The organism is Bacillus sp. ABP14, assembly GCF_001831375.1.
Lineage (GTDB): Bacteria > Bacillota > Bacilli > Bacillales > Bacillaceae_G > Bacillus_A > Bacillus_A paranthracis.
Window position 1 is genome coordinate 3,935,042 of record NZ_CP017016.1, and the last position, 16,815, is coordinate 3,951,856.

Genomic DNA, 16,815 nt, shown 5'->3' on the forward strand with positions numbered 1-16,815 from the left:
AAAAAAACGTTTTGTTCTTCTTATACACTGAAGAACAAAACGTAACATACTCGCTTTATCTATAAGTACCTCTTCTCACCCACTGTGTTGCAATCCATTTCTCACCTTTCGTTACAGGTGCCCCTCCGTGTAACGTAAGCTCATTTAGTGATCGATCTTGATAGAAATACTCAAAGTATACTGCCATTCCCTTTCTAGGGTGCACAGAAAGATTTAATTTCGGAAAGAAAGTTTCTCCGCCTTCTTCTACATCATTTAAGTACATGACAAGCGTACTAATACGATTATTAGCAGCTGATCTACTATGTTCCGCAAAATAATCATAGTGTGCTTTATATTGTTGATCCACTTCATAATTTAAAATGTGTAATCCTTCTCCATGCGAAACAGGAACATTCATGATAGATGAAATTCGTTTTTCAATCTTCGCAGTAAGTTCATTATCATCTAAAAATGCACCACTACTCGTTCGAATATCATTTACATCACGTGATGAACCAATTTTAGAACGCGCTAATTTATTTTTAGACAATTCAATTAATTCATCGCACTCTTCATCACTTAATACATTTCCTAACACGACAATAAGAGGTTCTTCGAATTTTGAAATAATTTGTATTTCCCTATCTTCTGTCATAATTGCATTTCCTTTATGATCAAAAATAGTTTGTTCCTTATTTCCACCTATTTGATTGTTGTTTGTCATTTCCCTATTCTCCCTAAAAATAATGATTGGATAGCATGAATATATCATATTCTTTCTACCTTTCTCTTTTTTGAGAAAATTTAAACTTTTAATTGTTTTATTTATCCATTTCCTTTTAAAAAACAGCCTATTTTCAAATGATAAATCATGGTTTTTTATCCATATATTTCACATACTATCCTTCTATCCAATCGAATATTTTCTCATCTTTTTTTCTATACCGAAAGCTTACTTTATAGAAAACTTCCTGTTTTATTTTGCACTGCAATGAAACGAGAATAACGTCGTTTTCAAATACGTAATTTCCACTCGCTTCGCCCTTTTCATATGAAAAGAAAAAAGTATCTTCCTTTTCTTTTTGCCGTAAGTCTTTTTTTATATTTGTAATAGATTGATTTAGTATTTCCTCCAGTACAAACTTTTGCTCTATTTCAATATAAAATTTTTTATCTATAAGCAACATATTCGTTTCGTATATAAAGAACGAAGTTAATAATATAAGAAAAATGATTGTTCCTGGCATCGTAAATCCATCTTGTTTTATCATACATGTATTCCCATTTCGCTATACCTTATAGCTACACCTTCATATTTTTTCCCGCTCCTATCTTTCACATTGATAAAGAGCAAATGAGGTGTTACTTCATACGAAACCATTTCAACATTTTGTAATATAACTTCTCTTCCGCGCATGTTCACTTTTCTTATAAGGTGATTATTCAATTTTTCATACGTCACTTCATCTCCAGTGCGAAGACGGAAGCGCAACATACTCTCTCTATTTTCAGGAACTATTTTTTCCACAAATGATACTTCCCGAAACTCTAACTGTACTTGTCCTACAAACACATCCCATTCCCAATTATTTAACCCTTTTGATTGCTTGTTTTCTATTCCAATAAAGCTTAGACGTGGTAAGAGTAAAAAGAAAAGTGATAACAGAAAAAAACATACGATCATTTCAATTAATGTAAATCCAACTTCTAATTCATTTTTTCTCCCGCATAAAAGCATTGTTCCATCATTTTTCCTCTCACATCTTTCCACATCGCACAAACTTCATTTCCTCCCCAATATGTGTAATATACATTTCCATTTATGACTTTTTCTTTCTGTTGTTTTGCCTCATTCTCATACATATATAAAGCTGCTTCTTTTTTTAATAATACAAATGCCTTATAACGAATTTGTATGTTTTTTCGTTCTTGCATAATCAATACTGTTTGCGGAAGTAGTAAAGATACCATCATCATTACTATACTTAATGCTACAAGCATTTCAGCCATCACTGACCCTTTTTGACATTTCACGATACGTAAATCTCCCTCTTCCAAGCTGGAATACAATCTCATATTTATAACTTCGATACGAAAGTAAAATCGTGCCACCTCTATTAATATTCCCACTCGGATTATATGTCATCGGATTTGGAAAAGTATTCAAATCCAATTGTATATCGCTATCATATTCTCTTTTAATGATAGAATGATCCGTACTCGATTCCCCTATATAATACATATGTCTATCTTTATGCCATCGTAATGTATAGTGTTTTTGACGGTTTATAGCTAATTGTTGCATATACAAAATATCATTTGAAAACTGTCTTAAAAATTGTTCGATTTTTTGTTTTTCGTATAATGAATGTACATGAAAATACGTGACCATACTTAATACAGAAATGGCAAATAAAACGAGTAGCATTTCTAAAAGTGTAAAACCTTTTTGCTTCACAGTTTCCCACTTGTTACCGTGCCATCATTGGAAATATGAATAGCTTCACCATTCGGACACTCATCCTTTGTAATATATTTCCCATCAATTAGCTCTTTTAGCGAGGGAATTTTATTATGTTGTAGTTGATATACTTGTATTTGCGCTTCTATAGATTTCACATAGGCTTTACATCCTTTTCCTTCGACGGATGAGCGCTGCGTAACTACATTTGGAATAATTAATAGTAATAATACAGTGATGACGACCATAACTAATAACATTTCTAAAAGGGTAAACCCTTCCTCATTCTGCATGTAAATGCCTCCTATATAGAATTCATCATTTGAAACATTGGCATAATCATCGCTAAATACATAAGAACAACTATTGCTCCAATACACGTAAATAAAATCGGTTGAATAATCACTAACATACGTTTAATTTTTTGCTCCATCTTTTCCATAATCAGATCACTATAATCACCTAATTCAATCGCCAAATTACCGTTTGCTTGACCATGTGTAATAATATAAGAAAGCTCTTCCTCATAATATCCGCTTTTAGCAATAATAGATTGCAACGGTTCTCCCGCAATTAATTGGTGTTTAACTCGGCCCGCTTCATACTGAAAGAACGGCTGATACTTTTGCTCCATCATTATTGTTAGAGCCTCAAGTACTGATAGTCCTCCGTGTAATAAGCCGCTCAATTGAGTAGCGAAATAATGCGAATGCTTTAAAATAAGAAATGTTTTTACAAGGGGGATACGAAGCAAAATTTTTATCTGCTTCATATGCGGGAGTTTCCGAAAGTACAATATATATACACTACAACCCACCATAACAATAAAAATAGTGCTAAAAATAAGATAGGGTAGTAGCTTAATTGTACTTAATATTTGTTCTGTGAATAACGGTGCTGTAGAACCAAATGAACTATATACCATGTCAACTTGTGGTAATAAAATGCGGTTAAAAATCAAAATCATGATTATTAAAAAGAACGCCAAAAACATAGGATACTGCATTATTTTCATCATATCTTTCCTATACTTATCCTTTTTATAAAGAAGTGCACTCCCTTGTTGCAACGCAAAAGAAATATCACCATGTTGCTCGGCATAAAATAAATAGCTTAACATCTCCTGATGAAACTTTAATTGATGAAAAGAATCGTGTAGATTTTTTCCATTTTTTAATCCATCAATCATGCGCTGCAATTGTACTTTCTTTTCTAAAGGTAATTGAAACCGTAAAAATTCTAATGCCTGCAAAAGAGAGTATCCTTTTTCTAATAGTTCTCCTAATCGTTTCAGTAATATTACTTGATCACTTAAACTCCATATTTTCTTAAACATAAACATCCTCTTCTAAAAATCCTAAAGCGTATCCTTTTCGCAACGAAGACTCTAATGTCTCATGCTTGTACGTGACACATTCCCCGTTTGCTTCTTTAATCGCTTGTTTTAACTCATATCCATATAACAACTCATAAATACTCGCTTGCCTTACTTGCCTCATTGATTTACATACAGTTGAGCACTTTCTTTTACAAAACGGACACTTCAATTCAACAAGTCGCTGTGCAGCTATAGCCAATAAAGATTGTTCAATCTCTTGCCTCGTTATGCCAAAGTCCATAAACCGAAGTATCGCTCCTTTCGCATCGTTCGTATGCAATGTCGTCATTACTAAATGGCCAGTCAAACTTGCTCTTATAGCGATTTTTGCTGTTTCTTCATCACGAATTTCACCCACTAAAATAACATCTGGATCATGACGCAAAATAGCCTTTAGTCCCGCCTCATATGTGATACCTGCTTTTTCATTTATTTGAATTTGTAATACACCGTCATTTCTTTTTTCAACTGGATCTTCCAGTGTAACGATGCGGCGTGTTTTCTTTTTTCTAATTACCTCTAATAATGCATACATTGTTGTTGTCTTCCCCGACCCAGTCGGTCCAGTAAATACGAGTAACCCATGGGAATAATGTAAAAAAGAAAGTAGTTTCTTCGCTGTACTTGGAAATAACGAAAGATGAGATAACGGCTGAATAGATGCTTGTAAATGAAGACGAATAACGAGACTTTCTTGATATACAGTTGGAAGCGTGGAAAGACGTAAATACACTTCTTGTCCGTCCATTTGTAAATACAGTGAGCCATTTTGTGGCTTCCGCCTCTCCCCTATATCCATGGATGCTAAAAATTTAAAGTGTGAAACAAGTTTTTCTCCAAACTCCTTTTCAATGCATTGTTTCGTCATTAAATCTTTTCCTATACGCAACTGAACCACTACATCCTTCTGCCGGGGCACAATATGTAAGTCCGACGCTTGTACCCTGCACGCTTCTTTTAAAATCATATTCGCAAAGCTTTCAATTCCATTCATCATTTTTCCCTCCCCACTATGTATATAGCATGAAGAAATCCATCTGAAAAATCGGTATTTTTGCATTTTCACTAGATGAAAAAGGAAAAATATGTTTGTGAAATTATGAACAATTTCCGAATTATTGTCTGAAATTACCTATACTCATGTTTATCTGTATTATAATGTTATTATCTTGGATAAAGTGATAAAGGTGGAGATCCTCATGGAACAAGCTTTAAAAATTACAGGTGTTTTAGCTGACCCAACTCGTTATTACATTTATAAATATATTTCTCAAAAACATAGTTACGTAACTGTACAAGAAATTGCAGATGAGTTTGAAATTCATCCAAACGTAGCGCGTTTACATTTATCTAAATTAGAAGATGTTCATATGCTGAAATCCGAAACGAAGAAAACTGGAAAGGGCGGAAGACCAAGCAGATTATATGTATTATCTGAAGATGTTATCCAATTACAATTTCCATTCCGTGACTATCAATTGTTAGCAAAAATCGCGTTTAATTCTTTACTTAGCCTTGGTACTGCTGGTGAAAAAGCGCTCTACGAAACAGGGAAACAATTCGGGGCCGAATTAATGCAACAACATATGCAGCGTTTAAATGTGAGTGAAGATGCTTTAACAGTGGAACAAAAAATTCAAATTGCAAAAGAAGCCTTTTCGACAGCTGGCTTATCACCCGCATTTGAATTAAGTGCAGATGGAACGAAAATTTTCTATGATGTACACAATTGTCCATTTAAAGAAGTTGCCGTTCATCATCCAACTGAAATTTGTAATATGCACGGAGATATGATGAAAGGGATTTTTGAAATCCTATTCCCTAACACGGAATTAACACGAAACGATAGTTTACTAGATGGATGTAAATCTTGTAATTATAAACTAACAATTTAATTTCTCATATAAAAAGAAGCCAATTATAATTGGCTTCTTTTTATATGAACGAATATTTACAATAGTAAGAAAAATAAACTATAATGAAGTGAGGTTTACTTTTTTTAGAAAAGGAGGGAGATGGCATGGAGCGCATGTTTCGCGTTCTCGGCTTTTGGACTGGAATTTTCTCGGTTATGTTTTACGTAGGGGATATGCATTCGGCTGCACTACTATTTTTAGGCCAAACAGGATTCTTCGTACTTTTAAGCTATTTAAAATTAACAGAGCGTATGTATATATACGTATTCGGGGCATATTTGACTGTTTTCTTCATAGGATTTACATACTACACGACGTTTTTACTTGTCCCAGGGGCTGGACATTAAAAGGTGGCATTTCGCCATCTTTTTTAATTCCGGAATTCCCTAGTTGACTTATAGGTTTTATTGATTTATATTCTATATAACAGATTGGAATTAGGGGGAATCATCATGAATACACTGCTTGTCGGAATTAACGTTGCAGTCATGCTCATTTTAGTTGGCGTATTATATTATATGCAACGTAAGCATGTATCTTTTAATAAACGCGTATTTACTGCTTTAGGAGTCGGAATTATCTTCGGTCTTATATTACAATTTATTTATGAGCCAACTTCTAAAGTCATTATTGAATCAAATACTTGGTTTGGCTTAATCGGTAACGGTTATGTGAAGTTACTTCAAATGATCGTTATGCCACTTATTTTAGTATCTATTATTTCAGCATTTACAAAATTACAGTTAACGAAAAACCTTGGTAAAATTAGTGGTCTTATTATCGGAATTTTAATTCTGACTACAGGAATTGCTGCAGCTGTCGGTATCGCTGCAAGTGCAGGATTTGATGTATCTGCAACTGGTCTGCAACAAGGTGATGCAGAATCTGCTCGTCTGAAGCTAGTTGAAGAAAGATTTACTTCTATTGAGAAGACAACAATTCCAGATAAATTATTAGAGCTGTTACCTACAAATCCATTTCTTGATTTAACAGGTGCTCGTCCAACTTCAACAATTTCTGTTGTAATATTTGCAGCCTTTATCGGTATCGCTTTTATAGGTGTAAAACGAAAATATCCAGAACAAGCAGAGCTATTTAAGAAAATGCTTGATGCTGTATATGCAATTGTAATGCGTATGGTAACATTAATTTTACGTCTTACTCCATACGGCGTATTAGCTCTTATGGCAAAAACAGTTGCTGGTAGCGACATAAATGCTATTTTAAAACTTGGTAACTTCGTGTTAGCGTCTTACGTGGCACTTATCGTAATGTTCGTTATCCACTTATTATTAATTGCTCTATCTGGTTTAAATCCAATTCAATATTTGAAAAAGGTGTTCCCTGTATTAACATTTGCATTCACATCTCGCTCTAGTGCTGGTGCAATGCCATTAAATATTGAAGCTCAAAAAGAAAAACTTGGTATTTCTGAAGGGATTGCAAACTTCGCAGCATCATTTGGAGTATCTATCGGACAAAACGGTTGCGCAGGTATTTATCCAGCAATGCTTGCAATGATGGTCGCTCCAACTGTAGGAATCGATCCATTACAACCACAATTTATTTTAACTTTAATCGCTGTCGTTGCGATTAGCTCATTCGGTGTTGCCGGTGTTGGTGGCGGTGCAACATTCGCAGCGTTAATCGTACTATCTACAATGAACTTACCAATCGGTATTGTCGCTCTTGTTATCTCAGTTGAACCATTAATCGATATGGGTCGTACAGCTCTTAACGTAAGTGGTTCTATGACAGCAGGTCTTATTTCGAGTAAATGGCTTGGTGAATTAGATCAAGATACGTACAATCAAGATGAGATAAAAACTGGTGAAATTGCTTCATAATGAAAAGGACGCTAACAGTTTTGTTAGCGTCCTTTTTTAGTTCTTTTCATCTTCCTCTTTATCTTTTATACATAAGGCATAACATATTGTTTCAAACACTATGTATAAAGCTCTACCAATTACTTCAACCATGGTAAAACACCACCTGTATATTAGAATAGATAATTACAAATAAATTATATACCTTTTCTGACTTTTGTAAAAATTACATTTTTGTAAGGTTTTATAAAAACTGAGCTTTATTTTTCTACTAAAAACTCTTCTAATTGCTCTTTTAACTCCTCCTCAATCTCATCACAAGATTCATCAACAAGTTCCCCTACTTTCTTACTCCCAAAAATGTTTGATTGAATTGACATTCCTAAAAAGATTCTTTCGCATTTCCAAATTGGAATATGGTGAAATTCAATCATCTCTTTTTCTTCATCTAATATAGCTATCGAAATCGATGAATAATATCCTGTTTCAAAAGGATCGTCTTTATCTCTGATGAGTTCTATAAATAATTCCATGTTTTTTTCTATGTACAAATGTGAATAATCTTTAAGAAGTTTAAATGATATTCCCTCTATTTCCTTCTCCATGTATTGAATTTTCTCTTTTAATTCCAGTGTAAAATCTCGTTCTGTATACTTCATCTCCGTCTCCTTACACATAGAAAAAGAGAATATAATAACATATTCTCTTCTTTCAAATATATTTCATTATCTCACAGCCCGTCCTTTTCACAAATAACCATTTTGTTCGCACCATTTATGAAATTGTCCTACGTCTACTCCAACTAATACGATATCCTTTAGCTCTACATCAATGATTTGTTCTCCAATTACAATAGCAAACTGCGATTCTAATTTTGTCTCGTTTTTCTTTACAATTCCAATTCGGTTCCGATGCGGTCCATCTTTTATATATGCTTTTTGTCCTACAATATCAAAGTTCAAGATTTTCACCTCTTTTACTGCGCTCAAATTGGAAATACGATCTCCAACTCGGAAAATTTCCTTTCATTGCACTATTTCTCTATATATATGACGAAACAATAAAAGAGTCCTCCCTTCTTTACAATTATTTTTTCTTTGTTTCATTTTTGTGATTGAAACGTAAAGTTTATAATAAAATACACTTGGAAGCGCTTTCTATGTAATTTTTTATGTTATAATGTATAAGTAGAACTTCGTAAAGAGGGTTAAAAAAAATGAATAGAAAAATGATAAAAAAAGTAATTGAAGCATTAAAAGTATATGGCTTTCAGAATGTATCATTCTGTGACAAAACGAAGCAATTTTTATTTCATAACGAAACAGATATTATGAGCGGCTATGCAGAAATAACATATAGTAGTCAATTTGAAAAATTCAACGTACAAATTCATCCTATTGAAACGCATCACCAAGCAGAGTTACAAGAGGTTGAAAGACATATACAAGCCTGTATAAGAAAAGTGGAATATTTAAACGCACTTCTTAGCGGACAAACGAAACTAGATGATAAAATTATTATAATGTAAAAAAAGAACGTGATAGTCTCACGTTCTTTTTTTACATTATACATTCATCTTTTCTTTCAGTTGTAATCCTGTAATAGACTCTAACAGATCCATTGCTTCTCCAAATGTCATATCAAAAATTGTCTTGTCCTCTATGTATGGAAATTGTCTAAAACGCTTTTCTAACGTTTTCACGGCGTCTGACGTAAAGTTTGCACTATCAATGCTAAATTCTGTTTCAAGAAGAACGATCCAATCTAACACATGAAAACCTAATCCATTTACAAATGAAATAAGTTTTTCTTCTGGCTGTGAAGATAAGAATACGTGTCGTTCCATCTCACTAAAAAGTTCTTCTCCTAAAATATGAGCTAATTCATCATCATGTTCGCGGTCAATGATTTCTTCATAACCATAATCATCTACAAGCTCTTCTACTTCTTCACTATCTGCAAAAAGTAATTGGCTAAGAAGTGCCTCTTTCTTAAATTCACTATTTTGTACGACTTCTAAAAAGCTCGTTTCCCATCCATTTTCTAATTTCATATTATGTACTCCTTTATATATGTTTCTTATCATCACTGTACCCAAAAGATCACTTTTATAACCTTTTAGATAGTTACTATTATTTCACATGATTCATAACATAAGATGCAAATTCTGCTGCATCTCCTTCAAAAATATTTATTTCTGGCAAATGATAGAACGTTGTTTGGAGCGGATTTCCTTCATGATATACATATATATTTTTCTCTAACGCGATCGCCATCTAATATAAGTAAAAATATATCCGCTTCTTTAATAGCATTCTTTTCTGCCTGACCAATTTCTCCTAATTGCTCTTGATTCACAGCTCTTTCGTTTCTTGTCCAATCATATGTATGGTGCCATCCTGCATATTTCAGTTCATTTGCTATAGAACGTACAAGATGTTTATTTTGGAATCCTGAAGCGATATAAAAATTCATTTATATACACCCCTTCTTTATATACGGGAAACTCCTTTTTAGCGTTACTTGCTATATAATAAAAAACGACTTCAAAAAAAATCCCCATCTTTAAAACTTATTTGCGTTTAAATGATGGGATGCCTCATGGTCTTCTTTTATTTTTTGTTTTTTATAACTTTCATCAGCTAACATTTCTAGTTCAGCTGTTATTTCTGATTTTTCAAGCTCTCTTTCTTGCGAAAACTTCCTTGAAATATAAACAATAACACTACCAACGTACAACACAAAGCATATAATAAGTGCAGTATTTTCATAGAGACTTAGCTCCAACACAGTCACTCCTAATCCATTCGTATTTTCACGCTTCATTAATTGGAATTTCCCTACTAATCCATTTGCTATTGTAACATAAAAACACCGTTTCTTGGAATCTTTCATCCTACTAAAAGAGGCATGATTGTTTCATCATGCCTCTGAAATATGTTGAATGATTGTTTGAATTGCTTCTTTTCCATTATATTTTTTTAGAGCTGTTTTATACACTTCATTATTTTGATTTAATTCTTCGACATGCTTTATAAGAGATTTCACAGTCACATCTTCTTCATACAATACGGAAGCATATCCTTGTCTCTCAAAAGACTCTGCATTTAGTATTTGATCTCCACGACTTGCAAATTTCGATAGTGGAATTAAAACCATCGGCTTTTGCAATGTTAAAAACTCAAAAATGGCATTAGAGCCCGCACGTGAAATAACAAAATCTGTTATGGCTAATATATCTGGCAGTTCTCCGTGTACATACTCAAATTGTTTATATCCTTCTTTATTTTGTAAACTATCATCAAGATTACCTTTTCCGCAAAGGTGAACAATTTGATATTTTTTCAGAAGTTCTGGTAACGCTTCTCGAACCGTTTCATTAATTTTTTTTGCGCCCAAACTTCCTCCCATGATTGTAATAACTGGCTTTTTACGTGAAAAACCTAAAAATGCTAAACCTTTTTCACGATTTCCCTTTAGTACTTCTTCACGTACAGGAGATCCTGTATAAATTACTTTTTCTTTCGGTAAATGTTTCGCAGCTTCTTCAAATGTAACAAATATTTTCGAAGCGAAACGGAGCGCAATTTTGTTTGCTAGTCCTGGCGTCATATCAGATTCATGTAATAAAACTGGTACCCTGTTTAACCATCCGCCTATTACGACTGGTACAGATACGAAACCACCTTTTGAAAAAATCACATCCGGTTTTAGTTTTTGAATCCTTACATACGCATCCATAACACCTTTCATTACAAGAAAAGGATCTTTTATATTTTTCAAATCAAAATAACGGCGTAGCTTTCCGCTCGCAATACTATAGTACGGAATACCTTCCTTTTCTATAATCGTTTTCTCAATTCCTTGATGAGAACCAATATAAGAAATATCCCAATTCTGTTCTTGTAAATGTGGAATGATGGCTAAATTAGGTGTTACATGCCCTGCCGAACCGCCACCTGTAAAGACTATTTTTTTCATACGTCTCCCCCTTCTAGACTATAATACACTAAAATATCTTGCCTCGGGGTGAGAAAATACCATAGCCGTTACAGACGCTTCTGGCTCCATCATAAATCCTTCCGTTAATGAAATACCTATTTCCTCTGGATGAATTAAGCGAAATAACTTTTCTTGATCTGCGAGTTCTGGACATGCTGGATAACCGAAGGACACTCGTATCCCTCTATATTTCGTACGGAAGCGTTCTTCCATCGTCAATTCTGGCGAATCTGGAATCCCCCAGCGATCGCGAATGAGCATATGTGTTTTTTCAGCAAGTCCTTCTGCTAGTTCGAGCGCTAATGATTGAATAGCATGACTGCGTAAATAATCACCTTTCGCTTTCCACTCTTCAGCAATGTCACGAACACCTTCTCCAACCGTAACAGATAGGAAAGCAACATAGTCCATTTCATCTCCAACTGGGCGTAAATAGTCACCTAAAGTACGATATGGTGCTTTTCCTTGTCTTGGGAATGTGAAACGCTCTATAACACGCGTATGATCTTCTGGATCATATATTACAATATTCTGTCCGTCGCTTTGCGCTGGGAAAAATTGATACACCGCTTTTGGTTTTAACCAAGATTGTCCTTCCTGCAATAATTCATCTATTAAATCATTTAATTCATGCGCTCTTTTATCTCCCTCTCGCAAAAGTTTCTTCACACTTCCCTTTAGGCCAAGGTGATGTCCAAGCAGCATTTGTCTATTTAGAAATGGCGCGAGATGTGAAACAGGAACATCTCTTAATACAATTCGTTTTGTTGAATCCGGCACGATAACCTCAGCCTTCGGCAATGGCTCAATTACTGCTGGAATTTCTACTTTCTTCTCTTCTTTTGTTACGATATGAAGATGACGTTCTTTTTTATCCTGCTTCATCTTCTCACGCTCTTCTTCTTTTTGAAGCTTATTAATAATATCCAGCCCCGTCATCGCATCACTCGCATAACATACGAGCCCTTTATAAGATGGCGAAATGCGATTATCTGTAAACTTTCTCGTTAACGCTGCCCCGCCTACAACAATTGGAATATCAATATCCGCCGCTTTTAAATCTTCAGCAGTCGTTACCATTTGTTGCGCCGATTTTACTAATAAACCAGAAAGACCTATAATATCAGGCTTCTTTTCTTGTACTTCTTGCACAATTCGATCCGAGCGAACATTAATTCCTAAATTAATAATCTCATATCCGTTATTTGCTAAAATAATTTCAACGAGATTTTTCCCAATATCATGCACATCACCTTTTACAGTTGCTAATAATACTTTCCCTTTTTTCGCACTATCGCTAGATTCCATATGTGGCTCTAAATAACTTACAGCAGCTTTCATACTTTCAGCACTTTGCAATACTTCAGCAACGATAAGCTCATTATTATTAAATAATCGTCCTACCTCATCCATTCCTGTCATAAGTGGGCCATTAATAATATCCAAGGGTTTTCTTCCTTCTGTAAGTGCGAGACTTAAATCTTCGTGTAAACCTTGTTTCGTACCTTCTACAATGTAATTTGCGAGCCTTTCATCAAGTGTTAATGTTTCTTGGACAACAACATCTTTCTTTTTTGCCACGCGATAGAAGTTTGTAAATTTTTCTAACGTCTCTTGCGTCGTTTCAAAAAGCAATGCATCTGCAAGGCGTTTTTCTTCATCAGGAATTGACGCATAGCGCTCTAATTTTTCCGTATTTACAATCGCGTAATCTAACCCTGCTTTCGTTGCATGATATAAAAAGACGGAATTTAACACTTCGCGACCAGCTGGTGGTAAACCAAATGATATGTTACTTACACCTAAAATCGTTAAACACTCTGGTAATGCTTCTTTAATAAGGCGAATCCCTTCTATCGTCGCAGCCGCCGAGCCAATATACTCTTCATCACCTGTCCCTACAGGAAATACAAGTGCATCAAAAATAATATCTGATGGGCGTATACCATATTTCGTCGTCAATAACTCATAACTTCTTTTCGCAATTTCTAATTTTCTTTCCGCACTTACTGCCATTCCATCTTCATCGATTGTTCCAACTACAATTGCAGCACCATATTTACGAAGAAGCGGTGTCACTTTTTTAAATCGCTCTTCTCCATCTTCTAAATTAATTGAATTAATAACAGCTTTCCCTTGAATATAAGTAAGAGCTCGCTCCATCACATGTTCATCTGTTGAGTCAATCATAATCGGTACTTTTAACACTTTCGTAACTTCTGCCAAGAAGTTTTCCATATCTTCTATTTCATCGCGGTCCGGGTCTGCCATACAAATATCAATAATATGAGCATTTTTCTTCACTTGCGCTCTAGCGATTTCAGCAGCCTCTTCAAATTTCCCTTCTGCTACTAATCTTTTAAATTTACGTGATCCAATAACATTTGTTCTTTCACCAACAAATAACGGTCTCATAGAGTCATCATATTGCAGTGCCTCTAATCCACTAACCCCATGTCCCGCTCTCTCTTGCTGTTCACGAGGTTTAAGAGACGTTAATGCGGATTTCATTGCTTTTATATGTTCTGGTGTTGTACCACAACAACCACCGATAATATTAACCCATCCTTCTTCTGCAAATCGCTTCACTTTCTCGGCAAGCGAGGATGGAGATTCATGATAATGTCCATCTTCATCAGGAAGACCTGCATTTGGATAACAAGAAATGTAACACTCCGATAAATCAGATAGAGAACGAATATGGTCTCTCATAAACTCCGGACCAGTCGCACAGTTTAATCCAACAGATAATGGCTTCATATGTTCTACCGATAAGTAAAAAGCCTCAATTGTTTGCCCAGCTAGAGTCGTTCCCATCGGTTCAATCGTTCCCGAAATCATGATAGGTACAACTGTATTTAGTTCATCAAAAGCCGCTTGAATTCCAATATAAGCAGCCTTCACGTTACGCATATCTTGACTCGTCTCAACGAGTAATACATCCACTTCTCCTTTCAACAATCCTCTTGCCTGCCGTGTATAAGCTTCAATTAATTCTTCAAACGTTACACCACCAGTAACACTAATCGCTTTCGTTGTCGGTCCCATTGCTCCCGCAACATATACTTCCTTCCCGCTTTCTTCGACTGCTTGCTTCGCTAAACGCGCTGCCTTCTCATTTAGCTCCTCGTCTAAATGAGATAACTCATAATCACTTAGTACAATATTGGTTGCCCCAAATGTATTTGTTTCAATAATATCCGCTCCAGCTTCAATATAGGCTTTATGAATCTTTAAAATAACATCTGGTCTTGTTTCTACTAAATACTCATTACACCCTTCGTACTCCTCTCCTCCGAAATCTTCCGCAATTAAGTCCTCTTGCTGGATCATTGTTCCCATTGCACCATCTAATAGTAAGATGTTATTTTGTAATTTTTCTTCTATACATTTCATCAATTAATACCTTCTTTCACTTCTTGCTTTTCTCTCACATATTTAACAAGATGTTCTGTAATTTCATATTTTAGAAATGGTGTAATAAGATAAATGCCGTTAAAGTATTTCATCGCCGCATCGATTAATTCTTGAGAAATACGAATCCCTTCCTCAATTGCTGCCTCTTTCGTTTCATGTCCATCCATTCTCTCTCTTACTGCTTCAGGTAAAGTAATACCGGGCACCTCAAAATGAAGAAAATCTGCATTCCGTTTACTTATTAATGGCATAATTCCAATAAAAATAGGTTGTTCTAAATGCTTTGTCGCTTCATACACTTCTTCAATTAACGCGATATCATAGATTGGCTGCGTTAAGAAATATTCTGCTCCAGCATCTATTTTCCGTTCCATTCGCTTAACCGCTGCTTTTAAATGTCTTACATGCGGGTTAAATGCACCGCCCACAGAAAACCTTGTTGCCGGTCCAATGGATTTCCCTAAAACGGAACGCCCATCGTTCATTTCTTTAATCATTTTAATGAGCTCGATAGAGGACAAATCATATACAGAAGTGGCACCTGGAAAATCACCAACGCGCGCTGGATCTCCAGTTAAAGCTAACACTTCTTCCATGCCTAACGCTGATAATCCTAGTAAATGAGATTGTAGTCCGATGACGTTATGGTCTCTACATGTTAAGTGCGTCAATACCGGAATATCATGCTTCGTTAATAATGCTCCCATTGCCATATTCGAGATACGGGGCGATGCTAATGAATTATCTGCTAGAGTAATAGCATCTGCTCCAGCTCTTTTCAATGCTCTTGCGCCTTCAAAAAACCGCTGCGTATCTAACGTTTTTGGTGGATCTAATTCCACTACTACGGTCGTTTGTTTTTTTGCTTTCTCTGCTAAAGTGACATGAGCTTTTGAACGTTTCTCATGTGTATGAACTACTTTCGGTCTTTGAACCGTATCCTTTTCTATTACAGGCGTAACATTTAGAGTAGCACGTTTCATACTTTCAATATGTTCTGGAGTCGTGCCACAACAACCGCCCAATAACCGAATACCTTGCTCAATAAATTTCGGTGTCATCGCTTCAAAATAAGCTGGACTTCCCTCATATACGTATCGTCCCTCTACATAATTTGGGAGACCTGCATTTGGATATGCTGACAAGTAACCATTTTTCGGAATCGATATCATTTTAAAAGCTTCCGTCATATGAAGTGGCCCTAGTTGGCAGTTCAATCCAACAACATTTGCACCGTAATCTAAAAGCTGTTTTAATATTTCATTTACATCATTTCCATTTTGAGTCGTACCCGCCTCATGTAACGCCAATTGCGCTACAATTGGAATATTTGTTTCTTTTCGTAACACCTGGACAGCATGAAGTAATTCAAACTCATCATAAAAAGTCTCTAATAGCAATCCATCAACCTGTTCTTCTAATAATGCACTTGCCTGTTCCAGTAACATAAATTCTCGCTCCATATCAGTTGTCGTAACCGCCCCGATATGTTTCATACCACCAATTGTGCCTAAAATTGCATTTCTGTCTGTAACAGATGCTTTCGCCAGTTTTACTGCCGCTCTATTAATTTCAGTAACTTGATTTTCTAATCCATACATACGTAATTTCGCTTCATTTGCTCCGTACGTATTTGTTTGAATCACATCTGCCCCAGCCGCTACATATTGCTTATGAATCGATATAATTAAATCTGGATCAGATATATTCAATTCTTCAAAACTACTTTGCAAACCATGTGAATGTAATAACGTCCCAACCGCACCATCACCTATTACAATTCCTTTTGATAATAAATCTAGTAATTTCACAAATCTCCCTCATTTCTATCAA

The 16,815-nt window shown here is 35.2% G+C and carries 19 protein-coding genes and 1 pseudogene; 4 read left to right on the top strand and 16 right to left on the bottom strand.

Going from position 1 to position 16,815, the window contains the following annotated elements; translation table 11 throughout:
- Positions 1-55: 55 nt before the first annotated feature.
- The 8 genes from BGI23_RS20440 to comGA form a co-directional block, all read right to left on the bottom strand.
- Positions 56-706 carry a 2OG-Fe(II) oxygenase gene (locus tag BGI23_RS20440; protein WP_070806833.1) on the bottom strand — a complete coding sequence of 217 codons (651 nt, stop codon included), beginning with the start codon at positions 704-706 and terminating at the stop codon, positions 56-58.
- 175 nt (positions 707-881) lie between these two features.
- Entirely contained in the window at positions 882-1,253 is a 372-nt protein-coding gene (gene comGG, locus BGI23_RS20445) for a competence type IV pilus minor pilin ComGG (RefSeq protein ID WP_000595196.1), read from the bottom strand.
- Positions 1,250-1,720, bottom strand: coding sequence for a competence type IV pilus minor pilin ComGF (gene comGF, locus BGI23_RS20450; protein ID WP_000923058.1), 471 nt, complete (start codon positions 1,718-1,720; stop codon positions 1,250-1,252). Before comGF ends, comGG begins: the two co-directional genes overlap by 4 nt.
- Positions 1,690-1,992: a competence type IV pilus minor pilin ComGE gene (gene comGE / locus BGI23_RS20455; protein ID WP_070806834.1), complete on the bottom strand. Its 303-nt coding sequence runs from the start codon at positions 1,990-1,992 to the stop codon at positions 1,690-1,692. The genes comGF and comGE overlap by 31 nt, the downstream gene beginning before the upstream one ends.
- A complete protein-coding gene (comGD, locus tag BGI23_RS20460) occupies positions 1,985-2,440 on the bottom strand; it encodes a comG operon protein ComGD (RefSeq protein ID WP_000810387.1) in 456 nt (151 codons plus the stop codon). The genes comGE and comGD overlap by 8 nt, the downstream gene beginning before the upstream one ends.
- Complete coding sequence (gene comGC, locus BGI23_RS20465) at positions 2,437-2,736, bottom strand: competence type IV pilus major pilin ComGC (RefSeq protein ID WP_001178694.1); 300 nt, start codon at positions 2,734-2,736, stop codon at positions 2,437-2,439. Before comGC ends, comGD begins: the two co-directional genes overlap by 4 nt.
- 11 nt (positions 2,737-2,747) lie before the next feature.
- Entirely contained in the window at positions 2,748-3,779 is a 1,032-nt protein-coding gene (comGB, locus tag BGI23_RS20470; RefSeq protein WP_052587781.1) for a competence type IV pilus assembly protein ComGB, read from the bottom strand.
- Positions 3,772-4,815 (bottom strand): competence protein ComGA, encoded by a 1,044-nt coding sequence (comGA, locus tag BGI23_RS20475; protein WP_044793799.1) that lies wholly within the window; start codon positions 4,813-4,815, stop codon positions 3,772-3,774. Before comGA ends, comGB begins: the two co-directional genes overlap by 8 nt.
- A 205-nt stretch (positions 4,816-5,020) precedes the next feature.
- On the opposite strand from comGA, the gene BGI23_RS20480 reads away from it, so the two are divergent.
- From BGI23_RS20480 to BGI23_RS20490, 3 genes are all read left to right on the top strand, one after another.
- A complete protein-coding gene (locus BGI23_RS20480) occupies positions 5,021-5,716 on the top strand; it encodes a helix-turn-helix transcriptional regulator (RefSeq protein WP_044793798.1) in 696 nt (231 codons plus the stop codon).
- A 125-nt stretch (positions 5,717-5,841) separates the two neighbouring features.
- On the top strand, positions 5,842-6,084 hold the full coding sequence (locus BGI23_RS20485; RefSeq protein WP_044793797.1) for a DUF2626 domain-containing protein: 243 nt from the start codon (positions 5,842-5,844) through the stop codon (positions 6,082-6,084).
- A 105-nt stretch (positions 6,085-6,189) separates the two neighbouring features.
- A complete protein-coding gene (locus BGI23_RS20490) occupies positions 6,190-7,584 on the top strand; it encodes an L-cystine transporter (protein WP_044793796.1) in 1,395 nt (464 codons plus the stop codon).
- 239 nt (positions 7,585-7,823) lie between these two features.
- Here the strand turns inward: BGI23_RS20490 and BGI23_RS20495 are convergent, their stop codons facing one another.
- Positions 7,824-8,222: a hypothetical protein gene (locus BGI23_RS20495; RefSeq protein WP_070806835.1), complete on the bottom strand. Its 399-nt coding sequence runs from the start codon at positions 8,220-8,222 to the stop codon at positions 7,824-7,826.
- Between the two features lie 87 nt (positions 8,223-8,309).
- Positions 8,310-8,525, bottom strand: a complete 216-nt coding sequence (locus BGI23_RS20500) for a DUF3912 family protein (RefSeq protein WP_001008330.1) — start codon at positions 8,523-8,525, stop codon at positions 8,310-8,312.
- Between the two features lie 254 nt (positions 8,526-8,779).
- Between BGI23_RS20500 and BGI23_RS20505 the strand changes: the two genes are divergently transcribed.
- On the top strand, positions 8,780-9,091 hold the full coding sequence (locus BGI23_RS20505; protein ID WP_001080447.1) for a hypothetical protein: 312 nt from the start codon (positions 8,780-8,782) through the stop codon (positions 9,089-9,091).
- A 36-nt stretch (positions 9,092-9,127) separates the two neighbouring features.
- Here BGI23_RS20505 and BGI23_RS20510 read toward each other — a convergent pair whose 3' ends face one another.
- From BGI23_RS20510 to BGI23_RS20535, 6 genes and pseudogenes are all read right to left on the bottom strand, one after another.
- On the bottom strand, positions 9,128-9,616 hold the full coding sequence (locus BGI23_RS20510) for a hypothetical protein (protein ID WP_070806836.1): 489 nt from the start codon (positions 9,614-9,616) through the stop codon (positions 9,128-9,130).
- Between the two features lie 79 nt (positions 9,617-9,695).
- Positions 9,696-10,038, bottom strand: a pseudogene (locus BGI23_RS20515) (group-specific protein).
- Positions 10,039-10,128: 90 nt separating this feature from the next.
- Entirely contained in the window at positions 10,129-10,389 is a 261-nt protein-coding gene (locus BGI23_RS20520; RefSeq protein ID WP_000817964.1) for a DUF3966 domain-containing protein, read from the bottom strand.
- 96 nt (positions 10,390-10,485) lie between these two features.
- Complete coding sequence (murG, locus tag BGI23_RS20525; RefSeq protein ID WP_070806837.1) at positions 10,486-11,544, bottom strand: undecaprenyldiphospho-muramoylpentapeptide beta-N-acetylglucosaminyltransferase; 1,059 nt, start codon at positions 11,542-11,544, stop codon at positions 10,486-10,488.
- A gap of 18 nt (positions 11,545-11,562) precedes the next feature.
- Complete coding sequence (metH, locus tag BGI23_RS20530) at positions 11,563-14,961, bottom strand: methionine synthase (protein ID WP_070806838.1); 3,399 nt, start codon at positions 14,959-14,961, stop codon at positions 11,563-11,565.
- Entirely contained in the window at positions 14,961-16,793 is a 1,833-nt protein-coding gene (locus BGI23_RS20535) for a bifunctional homocysteine S-methyltransferase/methylenetetrahydrofolate reductase (protein ID WP_000770334.1), read from the bottom strand. Before BGI23_RS20535 ends, metH begins: the two co-directional genes overlap by 1 nt.
- Positions 16,794-16,815 lie beyond the last annotated feature (22 nt).

Excerpts from the sequence above, each read along its gene's own strand:
- BGI23_RS20440 (WP_070806833.1), bottom strand. The coding sequence starts at position 706 with ATGACAAACAACAATCAAATAGGTGGAAATAAGGAACAAACTATTTTT.
- comGG (WP_000595196.1), bottom strand. The coding sequence starts at position 1,253 with ATGATAAAACAAGATGGATTTACGATGCCAGGAACAATCATTTTTCTT.
- comGF (WP_000923058.1), bottom strand. The coding sequence starts at position 1,720 with ATGCTTTTATGCGGGAGAAAAAATGAATTAGAAGTTGGATTTACATTA.
- comGE (WP_070806834.1), bottom strand. The coding sequence starts at position 1,992 with ATGGCTGAAATGCTTGTAGCATTAAGTATAGTAATGATGATGGTATCT.
- comGC (WP_001178694.1), bottom strand. The coding sequence starts at position 2,736 with ATGCAGAATGAGGAAGGGTTTACCCTTTTAGAAATGTTATTAGTTATG.
- comGB (WP_052587781.1), bottom strand. The coding sequence starts at position 3,779 with ATGTTTAAGAAAATATGGAGTTTAAGTGATCAAGTAATATTACTGAAA.
- comGA (WP_044793799.1), bottom strand. The coding sequence starts at position 4,815 with ATGAATGGAATTGAAAGCTTTGCGAATATGATTTTAAAAGAAGCGTGC.
- BGI23_RS20480 (WP_044793798.1), top strand. The coding sequence starts at position 5,021 with ATGGAACAAGCTTTAAAAATTACAGGTGTTTTAGCTGACCCAACTCGT.
- BGI23_RS20485 (WP_044793797.1), top strand. The coding sequence starts at position 5,842 with ATGGAGCGCATGTTTCGCGTTCTCGGCTTTTGGACTGGAATTTTCTCG.
- BGI23_RS20490 (WP_044793796.1), top strand. The coding sequence starts at position 6,190 with ATGAATACACTGCTTGTCGGAATTAACGTTGCAGTCATGCTCATTTTA.
- BGI23_RS20495 (WP_070806835.1), bottom strand. The coding sequence starts at position 8,222 with ATGAAGTATACAGAACGAGATTTTACACTGGAATTAAAAGAGAAAATT.
- BGI23_RS20505 (WP_001080447.1), top strand. The coding sequence starts at position 8,780 with ATGAATAGAAAAATGATAAAAAAAGTAATTGAAGCATTAAAAGTATAT.
- BGI23_RS20510 (WP_070806836.1), bottom strand. The coding sequence starts at position 9,616 with ATGAAATTAGAAAATGGATGGGAAACGAGCTTTTTAGAAGTCGTACAA.
- BGI23_RS20520 (WP_000817964.1), bottom strand. The coding sequence starts at position 10,389 with ATGAAGCGTGAAAATACGAATGGATTAGGAGTGACTGTGTTGGAGCTA.
- murG (WP_070806837.1), bottom strand. The coding sequence starts at position 11,544 with ATGAAAAAAATAGTCTTTACAGGTGGCGGTTCGGCAGGGCATGTAACA.
- metH (WP_070806838.1), bottom strand. The coding sequence starts at position 14,961 with ATGAAATGTATAGAAGAAAAATTACAAAATAACATCTTACTATTAGAT.